This is a genomic window from Pasteurella skyensis, from assembly GCF_013377295.1.
In the GTDB taxonomy this organism is placed as follows: Bacteria; Pseudomonadota; Gammaproteobacteria; order Enterobacterales; family Pasteurellaceae; genus Phocoenobacter; species Phocoenobacter skyensis.
In genome coordinates this window covers 613681-625859 of record NZ_CP016180.1, presented here as the reverse complement: position 1 = coordinate 625859, position 12179 = coordinate 613681, and the positions used below count along the sequence as shown (strand labels likewise).

At 35.8% G+C, this 12179-nt stretch carries 7 protein-coding genes and 1 pseudogene; 1 reads left to right on the top strand and 7 read right to left on the bottom strand.

Annotated elements, in window-relative coordinates; translation table 11 throughout:
* Positions 1-18: 18 nt before the first annotated feature.
* From A6B44_RS02910 to A6B44_RS02885, 6 genes are all read right to left on the bottom strand, one after another.
* Positions 19-483, bottom strand: a complete 465-nt coding sequence (locus tag A6B44_RS02910; RefSeq protein WP_090921285.1) for a low molecular weight protein-tyrosine-phosphatase — start codon at positions 481-483, stop codon at positions 19-21.
* Positions 484-695: 212 nt separating this feature from the next.
* Positions 696-2075: a cysteine--tRNA ligase gene (cysS, locus tag A6B44_RS02905; protein WP_090921284.1), complete on the bottom strand. Its 1380-nt coding sequence runs from the start codon at positions 2073-2075 to the stop codon at positions 696-698.
* A 185-nt stretch (positions 2076-2260) separates the two neighbouring features.
* Positions 2261-5353, bottom strand: coding sequence for an efflux RND transporter permease subunit (locus A6B44_RS02900; protein WP_090921283.1), 3093 nt, complete (start codon positions 5351-5353; stop codon positions 2261-2263).
* Between the two features lie 11 nt (positions 5354-5364).
* Positions 5365-6579, bottom strand: coding sequence for an efflux RND transporter periplasmic adaptor subunit (locus A6B44_RS02895; protein ID WP_090921282.1), 1215 nt, complete (start codon positions 6577-6579; stop codon positions 5365-5367).
* Between the two features lie 26 nt (positions 6580-6605).
* On the bottom strand, positions 6606-7187 hold the full coding sequence (locus A6B44_RS02890; RefSeq protein ID WP_176673453.1) for a TetR/AcrR family transcriptional regulator: 582 nt from the start codon (positions 7185-7187) through the stop codon (positions 6606-6608).
* Between the two features lie 519 nt (positions 7188-7706).
* The gene (locus A6B44_RS02885) at positions 7707-9578 is read right to left on the bottom strand and encodes a SurA N-terminal domain-containing protein (protein ID WP_090921280.1); all 1872 of its coding nucleotides are present in this window, start codon (positions 9576-9578) and stop codon (positions 7707-7709) included.
* Positions 9579-10143: 565 nt separating this feature from the next.
* On the opposite strand from A6B44_RS02885, the pseudogene A6B44_RS10960 reads away from it, so the two are divergent.
* Positions 10144-11081: pseudogene (locus A6B44_RS10960) on the top strand (IS30 family transposase).
* On the opposite strand, the gene A6B44_RS02870 reads toward A6B44_RS10960, so the two are convergent.
* The gene (locus tag A6B44_RS02870) at positions 11078-12124 is read right to left on the bottom strand and encodes a hypothetical protein (RefSeq protein ID WP_090921853.1); all 1047 of its coding nucleotides are present in this window, start codon (positions 12122-12124) and stop codon (positions 11078-11080) included. The pseudogene A6B44_RS10960 and the gene A6B44_RS02870 sit on opposite strands and share 4 nt — an antisense overlap.
* Positions 12125-12179 lie beyond the last annotated feature (55 nt).

The window sequence follows — 12179 nt, the reverse complement described above, 5'->3', positions numbered from 1 at the left end:
TGATCAGAATGTTACCGCTTATCCTTTCACTCTCTGCAACAAAACTTCACAACATTGACCCAATAACTGATACGTTTCGTCAAAATTATCGGTGTACCAAGGGTCAGGAATATGATCATAAGCTAAGTTATGACAAAGTGAAGTGATGTTAAATAATCGATTTGGTTCTTTGCCAAATAATTTTTCTAAATCTTTTAAATTTTGATTATCCATTGCAATGATATAATCAAATTTTTCCCAATCTTGTTTTTGCACTCTACGGCTTACAAACCCTGAATTATCAATGTTATGTTTAGCCAGTTGTTGCTTCGTGCCTTTGTGCATATCTTCACCATCGTGCCAACCTGAGGTACCAGCACTGTCGGTAACAATTTGATGGTTAAGGTCTGCTTGTTGGATTTTATGTCGCATAATATATTCTGCCATTGGTGAACGGCAAATATTTCCTAAGCAAACAAATAAAATATGGGTTTGTGGTTTCATTTGATTTTCCTTACATTATAATTTCCGCTCCCTGAGCCTGTCGAAGGGAACAGAAATTTCTACTTGATGCTCTACAATTATTCCATTCATTAAAAGATTAAATGAAGGAAAAGTACTTATGCTTCGACAGGCTCAGCAACCGTACTCAGACTCAGCAACCATATTTTAACAGACTTAATAATTGTACATTTTACAAAATCAATAAGTTATAACTATGCTTTACGCCAAGTTGTGCCATTTGCACCGTCTTCTAACACAATACCCATTGCGGTTAATTTATCACGGGCTTCATCGGCTTTTGCCCAATCTTTATTGGCTCGCGCATCGTTGCGTTGTTTTATTAAGGCTTCAATTTCAGCAACTTCATCATCGTTGCTATCGCCTTTCAAGAATATTTCAGGATCTTGTTCTAATAGGCCTAATACCCCTGCTAGCTCTTTTAATCTAACAGCTAAACAATTCGCTTGCTGTGGATTTTCTTTTTTCAATTTATTGAGTTCACGTGCCATTTCAAACAATACAGCTAAGGCTGCTGGCGTATTGAAATCATCGTCCATTGCAGTTTTAAAGTTTGTGATATAGTGCTCGTAACCCTCTGCTTCAACAGTGAAATCACAGCCACGCAATGCGGTATATAAACGCTCTAAGGCAGTACGAGCTAAATCTAGGTTTTCTACGCTATAATCAAGCAAGCTACGATAATGAGCAGTTAAGAAGAAATAGCGTAAACTTTCTGCATCATAGCGCTCTAACATTGTGCGAATGGTAAAGAAATTGCCGAGTGATTTTGACATTTTTTCTTTATCAATAGTGAGCATTCCTGTATGCAACCAATAGTTTACATAATCACCACCATTAGCACAGCAAGATTGTGCAATTTCATTTTCGTGGTGTGGGAACATTAAATCAGCACCGCCACCGTGAATATCAAAATGTTCGCCTAATACTTTGCTGTTCATTGCTGAACATTCAATATGCCAACCTGGACGACCTTTGCCCCACGGAGAATCCCAGCTCGGTTCATTTTCTTTAGACATTTTCCAAAGTACAAAATCCATTGGATTACGTTTGATACTCTTAATTTCTACCCGAGTACCCGCTTGTAATTGCTCTAAATCTTGACGAGATAATGCACCGTAATTTTTAAAACTTGGTACGCTAAACATTACATCGCCATCTTCTGATACATAAGCGTGTCCTTTAGAAATCAAACGCTCTACCATTTCGATAATTTCAGCAATATGCTGTGTGGCACGAGGTTCAACGTCAGGACGTAAAATATTTAATGCATCAAAATCCTTGTGCATTTCTACGACCATTCTTTCTACTAATTCATCGCACGTTTCGTTATTTTCAAGGGAGCGTTTGATAATTTTGTCGTCCACATCGGTGATATTACGTACATATTTCACGTCATAGCCTAAATAACGTAAATAACGCACCACCACATCAAAAGAAACAAAAGTTCTACCGTGTCCAAAATGACAAAGATCATAAACTGTTACCCCACAAATGTAGATACCTATTTTATTTGGGTTAATTGGTTTAAATTCTTCTTTTTCACGCTTTAAAGTGTTGTAAATTTTGAGCATAGTATCCCCTTGCTAGTTAGATAAATTATTAAAATAAAATTTGGTACTAAGTATAACAAAATAAGCGGTAACATTTTGAGGATTTTTTACAAAAATTTAGATAAAAAAACAGCGGTATGATTTTTAAACAAATTTGCAAAAAATGAATAAAATCGTACCGCTTTATTTCTTTACTAGCTTAGTATTTAATGTTGCTTTTCTAAAGTATACTTTTCTTCATCAAACTCTGGCAATGGTTTATGTTCACTTGCCACAAAACTGTAAATTACTGGTAAGATAAACAGAGTAAAAAGTGTACCCACGCTTAAGCCTGCAATAATCACCATTCCAATACTAAAACGAGCGACTGCTCCTGCTCCAGAAGCAAAGAGTAATGGAATTAAGCCTGCAATCATTGCTGCGGTAGTCATTAAAATTGGACGTAAACGGATTGTGGCAGCATAAATAATCGCATTAAAGCGAGATTTATTATGATGTAGTTGCTGTTCTTTCGCTACTTCACACATCAAAATACCGTGCTTGGTGATTAAGCCAACAAGGGTGACAAGCCCTACTTGGGAATAGATATTTAGGGTTGCGCCCTGCACTTTGAGAATACCGAGTAAGTTCATTACTAACAATGCCCCACTAATAGCCAAAGGTACAGAAACCATAATTACCATTGGATCACGCCACGATTCAAATTGAATCGCTAATACGATAAAAATGATAATAATCGCTAACGCAAAGGTCATTGCCATAGCACTGCCTTCCTGTACATATTGACGTGCTTCTGAGCGGAAATCATATTGATAGCCTTGTGGCAATGAACGCTCTAATTCTGCTTTTGCCCAACTTACTGCATCACCGATTGAACCCACAGTTACGCCACCAATAGTAGCAGAATTAAGCTGATTCATTCGATTTAATGCAGCTGGTGTTGTGGTTAATTCCATTTTAATAAATGAACCTAAGGGTATCGATTGACCATTACTTGCCGTTACATAATAATTCATTAAATTTTGTGGATTTAAACGATCTGCTCTTGGTACTTGCGATACAATAGGATAAGCACGAGAATCAATATCCACACGAGTAATTGTTGCACCTGATAAAAAGCTACCAAGAGTACGACTGACTTGTGACATCGTAATACCGTATGTTCCCATTTTTTCACGATCGAAGGTCATTTTCATTGTGGCAGTATCAAATTTTAAATCTAACATTACAAAGAAAAATTGCCCTGATTGCTGTGCTTTTTCTAAAATGGTTGATGCTACCTGTGCGAGTTTTTGATAGCTATTGGCGGAAGTAATCACTAAAGAGAACGGTAAACCACTTTCCCCTGTTGAAATTTCAGGGAAGTTAATGGCATTGACATTCATTTCAGGAACTGTTTTCCCTATTTTTGCAATATCATTTTTTACTGCTATCATTCCACGCTGACGATCTTTCCAATCTTTTAACATCACTAAAGAAAGTGAACTATTGCCTGCTCCTGAAAAGCCTGCAATACTCATCATAGATTTAATTTCATCAATATTTTTTACTTTAGTTTCAAAAGGTTGCAGTGCATTTTGAGTGTAGTCTAAATTAGTATTAGACGGACCTCCTGAAATAACTGCCACAAAACCACGATCTTCTGTTGGTGCAACCTCTGTGGAAAGTGAACTAAATAAAAAAGGTAAACTCATAAAAATTAAAATCGCAAAACCTACCACAAAGCCACGAATTGACATAACCAAACCCAATAGCCCAACATAACAAGCGGTCATTTTTTCTAACGATTTTTCAACCAATAACTCAAAACGATTGGGTTGAGATTTTTGTTTTAAAATTGCACCTGACATCATTGGTGAAAGGGTTAATGCTGCAATACCTGAAATAAACACCGCACCAGCAAGGGTTAATGCAAACTCTTTAAACAGTGAACCTGTGACACCTTCCATTAATGCCATTGGTGCATACACTGCGCCTAATGTGATAGTCATTGCAATAACAGGCAATGCAATTTCACGTGTACCAATAATCGCTGCATCAAAAGGGGTTTTCCCTTCTTTAATATGACGTTCTACATTTTCTAATACTACAATGGCATCATCCACCACTAGACCAATGGCTAGAATTAAGGCTAATAATGTTAATAGATTAATGGAAAAACCCATCATTTGTAGCACAAACAACACTCCAATTAATGAAATTGGAATAGTAATAATAGGAACAATCATTGCTCGCAGTGATCCCAAAAACAACACAATCACAAGCAATACAATAATCACAGCCTCACCGATAGTTTTAATCACTTCTGAAATGGAATGATCAATTGCAATGGTACTATCATATAAAATATTTCCCTCAATAGAGCTAGGTAAGTTTTGTTTTACCTTAGCAAACATCGGATAAATATTTTTAGCTACGGTTAAAGAGTTTGCCGTTGCGGCAGCATCAACACCAATAACGACAGCATCACCACCATCAACGGTTACCCTTGCTCTGTCGGAGGATTTATCTAATTCAATTTTTGCGACATCACGTAATTTAACTTGATTTCCCTCTTTTGTAGTCACTAAAGTTAAATTACTTAATTCCGCCACCGTTGGCGTGGTGGAGGCTATTTTATTGTTATAAACCGTATAATAACCATTTACCACACCTGCAGCCGTTTGCAAATTGTTGGCTGCCAGTGCTTGCATTACAACTGCCCCTGAAAGGTTATGTGCGGCTAATTTGTCAGGATCAAGCCAAATGCGCAATGCAAAGCTAGAAGCACCAAAAATAGTGACTTTAGATACGCCATTTGCCGTAAAGAATTGTGGTTTAACCACTCGTTCTAAATAATCCGTTATCTGTGCTGAATTTAATTCTGATGACTTAAATTGAATATACATCAACGCATTGTGTCCACCAGATACGCTAATTGTTGGATCATCAATACCACTGGGTAATTGTGAGCGAACGGCATTTACCTTTGAAGAAACATCAGATAGTGCAGCATTTGGATCCGTATTCAGCTTCATTTTTGCTGTAATCATCGTTACATTAGGTGAACTACTTGACGTGATGTAGTCAATATTATCTGCTTGAGCAACGGCTTCTTCTAGTTTGGAGGTCACAAATGCTTGCATTAAACTTGCATCCGCCCCTGCATATGCCACACTTACATTTACAATGGTATTCGTCATTTCAGGATACTCTCGTACCTGCAATTTTTGAATAGACTGCAAGCCTAAGATGGTAATCAATAAGCTAATACAAATCGCTAAAACGGGACGCTTAATAAAAATATCTGTAAATTTCATTTTTGCTCCAATTATAAGTTACCAGTTGTTGAGGGAGCAGTTTCACCGACTCCTTTTTTCTCTGCCACTGTCACTAAAGCATTATCACTTAAACGTTGAAAACCACCTGTTACTAACATATCATTCACTTTTAAGTTTTTACGTTTTGCTAGCTGTGCAAAATTACCATTACGATCAAGGGTTTTCACTTCCACTTGCTTAACTCGATACATTTTATCCACATTTAATGTCGGATTATGCGCTTTCATTTTCTCGATCATTGTTTTATCTTGCTCTGAAAGTGGTTGCAAAATATAAACTGTTTCACCATACATTGTATAAGTCACTGCAATTTGAGGTATAACCACCTGATCTGACTCTGCAGGGAGTTGAATATTTAAGTTTACAAACATTCCAGACAGTAGCTGTTGTTGTCCTGATGTAATGACTGCTTCTAACTCCACCAGCCCTGTTGCCGTATTTACCGCAGGATCAATAGCAATAATTTTTGCAGGGAAAGATTGATTAGCCAACACGTCTGTGGTCACAACCACATCTTGCCCCAATTTCACTTTGCTCAAATCCATTTGTGGTAAGCTAAATTGAACTTTCATCGCACTGCGATCTTCCACTCGCACAATAGGCGTACCCATTGAAACATACTGCCCTTGATTGACTTTTACGATTCCGACTACACCATCAAAAGGTGCATAAATTTGGCGACGTTTAATACTGGCTTTTAAGGCTTCAATATTTGCGACAAGCTGATTATAGGTCGCCTTAATATTGTCATACTCTGCTTTTGAGGCACTACCTGATTTAATCAAGCTTTGATAACGTTGATAATTTTTCTTCGCTTGAGGCAATTGAGCTTCAGCGGCTTTTAAATTTGCTTTTTCTACCGTGCTATCAATTTCAACCAATAACTGCCCTTTTGTGACTTGTTGTCCTGATTTAATTAAAACATCTTTTACTGCACCAGACATTTGAGCACTTAGCATCGCACCTTGATTAGGGCGAATTTTACCTGTTGCTTTAATAGTCGGTATCCACTGTGTTGACTCAATTTTCATTGCCGTAACAAGGCTAACCATCTCTGGCATATTTTCAGCATATTCTGCTTTTTTCATTTTGATAAACTGTTGCATTCCAACAACACCAGTGAAAACAACTAAAATAATAATAAGTACTAAAATAAGTACAAACTTTTTACCTCTGGCTTTTTTTCTTTGTTTTATTATTTCCATAAATACTCCATAGAAGATAGTAACTGTTAATTTGTGATGGCTTTCCAAGTACAATTCATCACGTCTTCCAATATTTTTTCATCATAACGTTTATTTTCAACAATTTGTGAATACGCAATCCCTGTTAATACTTGTAAACTCAATGTATAAATAATCTCTGTTGGTAAATTGACAATAGCCTGTTGCTGTTTTCCCTGAGTAATAAATCTGTTGTAGGGCAAGTGTTCAGCTTCAGAACAGTAACGACAGAGTTTGTGAAATTGAGGTAACGCCTCATATTGATATATATTGATAACCGCATCAGGATTCTGTTGCAAAAACAACCAATGACTTTTCCAAAATTGACAATATTGCTCATAAAGCGGTAACTTTGGATCATAATTTTGCAAAAAATGGCGATGATATTGCAAAAACAGGAAATGAATAAGCTGATTTAATAAATCCTCTTTATCCTTAAAATGTAAATAAATTGTTCCTACAGAAATCCCTGCTTGCTTTGCCACTTTATGCATTGAAATATTCTGAATACCGTCTTTCGCAATCAACGTTTGCGTAGCGAATAAAATACGTGTCGCCATATCAGAATAGGATGCTGAAAAATTAAGCATAAAACTAGTTTCCCTCGTTAAAGTAAAATTCAAAGGTAATGAACAATCGTTCATTTTACCTATTTTAAAAAATTAGGAAAGAAAAAAATGAAAAAACTCGTTTAAATATCAGGGCAAAATCATACTTGAATAAAAAATATACTTATTAGTAAAATAACTATTTATTTGAATTTGAAAATAAACTTTATTTATAAAATTTAAGCATAGAAAGACATTAATTAAACAGTTTTTGTTTGGCATTTAATCTTTTAAATAAGATAAATAATGAACATATTGTAAGTTTACAAGTATGATCTTGCCCTGTTTAAATATTACTTTAAACGAGTTTGATACTCTATGAAATTGACAATAAGAAATTCGATGTTTCTTCCCGTTCCCTGAGCTTGTCGAAGGGAATACTACACAAAGCACTTATACTTCGACAAGCTCAGTAACCGTGCTTAACAAGAGTTAGTAACAACATTTCAGAATTAATCTCAAATTTAATTCATTATAAATTGTAAAACCTAATGTAAATGTCTAAGGTTCTTGCTGTCTTAAGAACGAATCATTATATTCAATACTGGCTCGATTACGTAAATCATTTAACATTTCATCACGTAATTGAAGCTGATTTGATCTCAATAACACAGCTTCAAACGCTTTAAAGTCTTCTTCTTTACCATCAACCACTTTGTCTAAAGTAATAATGATTGCGTTTCCAGCTTGATCACGAGTCACCTGATAAGTTGTTTTATCTGTTGGTCTTTGCATTGCAAACACGTCTTTCGTTAACTGAGGCAGTGTCATTAAATCTTCAACATAAACTAAGGTTTGTGGTTCACCAAAAGTGATCTCTGCTTCTTGTCCCTCATTTAATGCGGTCACAATCTGCTGTGCATTTTCAGTGAGTGACTTCTCTGCTTTAGCCACTTTAATCATTTTTTCAACGGAGTCTTTGGCTTCTTCAAAGGATTGAGGACGAGCCTCTTTGTAACTTATCACTCGAATAAAAGCTGTTTTTGCTTTATTACCATCCGTTAAATCAATGGCTTCAGAAACTTGGTGACTACGACGAAAATCGCCTTTCATCAACACTGACTGAATTTTTGGATTATCCAATAATGCAGGTAACGCATTTTGTGAAAATTCATCCGTTATCTGTACTTCTACATTTGCAACTTTTGCCACATCGGCTAATGAATCTGGAGACTCAAACGCTTTATTCGCCATTTCGTTAGTGATTTTTCCATAACTGGCTAAGCTGGTATTTTTTATTAAGGTTTGTTTAATCTGTTTTTCAGCTTGTTTGAGTGTCATTGCCACATCTGCTTTACGATCTAACACCTTAATAATATGATAATTTCCATCAATTTCTACCGCTTTACTTGGCTTTCCAACTTCAAGTACATTCGCCACTTGTTCAAAAATATCAGGGAATGTACCCGCTTTCGCCCAACCTAAATCACCGCCTTTTTCAGCTGAAATCATATCTTTTGAATACTCTTTTGCCAGTTTTGCAAAATCATCACCTGCATTTAATTTCTGCTCAATTTCATCGGCTGTTTTTTTATCTACTACCTGAATATGTGCTAAATGGGTTTCACCTTTAGTGATAAATTTATCTCTATTTTGTTGATAATAATCTTCTATATCTTGTGCTGTCACAGCATCTGGATCCATCAAATCTTCAGGTGTCACCGTCACAATTTCCACCTGCATTTTTTCAGGTTCAACAAATTGTGCTTTATGTTCATTATAATAATCTTGCTGCTCTTGCTCTGAAACGGTCTGCTTAGCAATTTCTGCATTTAAAGGTAAAACAGCGGTTCTAATAATGCGCTTTTGTAATAATAACTTAGCTAATAATTTATTTTCTGCTGGTACGCTAAACTGAGACCCTAAAATACCCTGTTGTACTTGCGCATTTAATATATCGCCAGCCACCATTGAAGCATAATAATCAGGGGATATATTATTGTTTCTTAATATATTTTGATAAAATTCATTATTAAATTTACCGTCTTGTTGAAAATCGGGTGTATTCACAATTTGTTTTTTAATTTGCTCAGCACTCACACCTAAATTCAACGTTGTAATATATTGTTTTAACAATTCATCACTAATCAACCCATCTAATACTTGTTGATTAAATTGCTTTGCGTACTCTGGCGTATCTAGCAGATCCCAAAATTTGGCGCCTAATTTATCACTTTGAATACTTTGTTGACGATTTTTAGTGTAAGTAAATGTCTGTTTTGAAATCGACTCACCATTTACCTTAGCAACATAATCATCTTTACTGTACATTAAAGAACCACCAACACCGCCTAATACGAAAGAGAGAGCGACAAAAGCAAAAATTGCCTTGAAAGCAAAACTGTTGGTCTTTTCGTGCATTTTTTCAATCATTGTGAATTATCCTAAAAGTAAAAATATTTAACGAATTATACTGAAAAATTACTTATTATCAAAACTGTAATTTACACTTCATTCACTAAAACGCTAAAAAGTCTGTTAATACTTTTGATACTCCATTAAATTACAACTGGTACTAAAATAGCATTGTGCATTTTTTAATGCCTTTGAAACACAGTTACTAAGTTTTGTTATTGAGCCTGTCGAAATATAAGAGAACGAATACAGAACAAGTTCAGAGCGTAAACACCTCACACTTCGACAAGCTCAGTGACCGGTGTTTGGTTGATTCCGTGCTCGATGCTCCCGTTTTCGGTTACTGAGCCCGTCGAAGTATAAGAAAACGCACACAGAGCAAGTTCAGAGCATAGACACCTAATGCTTCGACAGGCTCAGCAAGCGGTGTCTTTTGAAAAGATGGTTGGTATAAATAAAACATAGCGGTTACATTCACGTAAAAATTTGCAAAATATCAGATTTACCGAATAACCGTAACACTTCCCTAAAAAGAAAAGTCAGTTAGAATATACGTTGACTTTTCTTGACGGAGATAAGTGTTATGTATAAACAACTGACTTTAGAACAAATATACCAGATTTCTTACGGATTGCAACATAAACATAGTTATAGACAAATAGCTAAAGTTGTTGGCTGTAGTGCTACAACTATTTTTAATGAGGTAAAACGTAATACAGGCACTAGAGGTTATAATCCTCGTGGTGCGAATAAAATGTGTCGTCAAAGACATCGTAGGAAACGAAAGAAAATAACAATCACACCTCAAGTTTGGTCTATTATTTATTTTTACTTAAAGAAGAGATTTAGTCCTGAACAAATTTGCTATACAGTTTCTAAAATTAAAGAGCTTGGCATTAGCCCCAGAGGTATTTATGCATATATAAAACGGCATTTTCATCGTAAAGATGAGGTTTATAAATATCTACGGCGAGGCAATAAAAAATATCGTAAAAGAAGTAAGTCGGTAGGAGCAATCATTAGAAAAATACCCAATAGAGTATCTATTCATGATAGACCTAAAGAAATAGAAACAAAAGAAGAATTGGAGCATTGGGAAGCAGATACAATACAAGGAAAAGGGCATCATACAGGAATATTAACTTTAGTTGAGAGAAAACGGCTTATACAGTAATTGTAAAATTAGAAGGTAAAAATGCCCGTTGTTTAGCAAAGCGTTGCATTAGTACTTTATTGCCTTATAAAGAAAAAGTTAAATCAATAACTTTTGATAATGGTGTTGAATTTTTCTCTCACGAAAAGATAGCAAATGAGTTAGAATGTAAAACCTACTTTGCAGATCCTAATAGTCCTTGGCAAAGAGGATTAAATGAAAATACAAATGGATTAATCCGTCAGTATTTTCCAAAAGGAACTGATTTAAAATCAGTTGCACAAGAGGAATTAGATATAGTGGAAAGAGAGCTTAATCTTCGTCCTAGAAAACGACGAGGATTTCACTCTCCTTCTGAGTTATTTTAAGTGGTGTTACGGTTATGAGGTAAATGTACCGGTAATCCATCCCCTGTAAAACGTAACACTGCACCAAAATTGCTATCTTCAACTAAACGTCCTGTCGCTGTTTTACCACCAAATGTTAACGTAATTAGCCCATTATAAATTTGATAGTTCCCTGTTTGTTGCTGTCCACTGTTAGCCGTTGTCGTAACATAGTAATCATCAAATTCAATACGAGCCCTCACACCATGATGTGGATAAAAACCAAAAGCCTGTGTCCATTTGAGTTTACGCAACATTTCTCGTAACTGACGATCATTATTAGGTGAATAGTGTAAAATATCACGATAATATTGGTAAGTGCTTCGCAATGTTGCTAAATCAGGGTCTGTTTGGCTCTTAGCTTTGCGTTGTGGTGTGATCTTTATTGAGCGCTTTAATGCCCTTAAGACATTATCTAAAGTCACCAATTGCTGTAATTTTTCACTTTGAAGGCACTGGTTGCGATGTGCAATAATCGATGCTGTACAAGCAAAGTTGTAATGTCCTTTATCATAGCTCTTGTCTGCTTTTCTCGCTTGATTAAAGAGTAATAACGCTTTTTTATACTTTCCTTGCTTATATAAATGATACCCACGTGTATTCAGTTTCCTTGCTTTAGCACGAGCATTATTGACAGGATCACGGTGTCTTTTCTGTTCGAATCGTTCTCTACTACAACCATCGAACCGCCAATCACCGATTCTGACGGTAACACGTGTAGGATAATCATCGTCACTGGCATAATCAGTACAGCGCTCTGAATAAACATTCATAATAAAAGACTCGCCTGCAGTGGTTGCGCCTTTGAATTGTAAGCCTGAAGAGCTCACTTTTCTCAATCGTCCTTCAATATATTCAATGCCTTTTTCGGAAGGATGGGAAAAAGTGGCTTGATAAATATCACTATTTCCTTGCGATTTCAGATCAATACTCCAATAAGGTTCAATACCAAATGCAGTGAAGGTTTTGGCATTTAATTGCCCTAAGCTAGCAATAAGCAATATACTAAGTAGTCCTTTTTTCATCATATGACTCCTGCGGTTTAGGTTAAATACTTATCATCCCGTCTTTCCTAGAGAG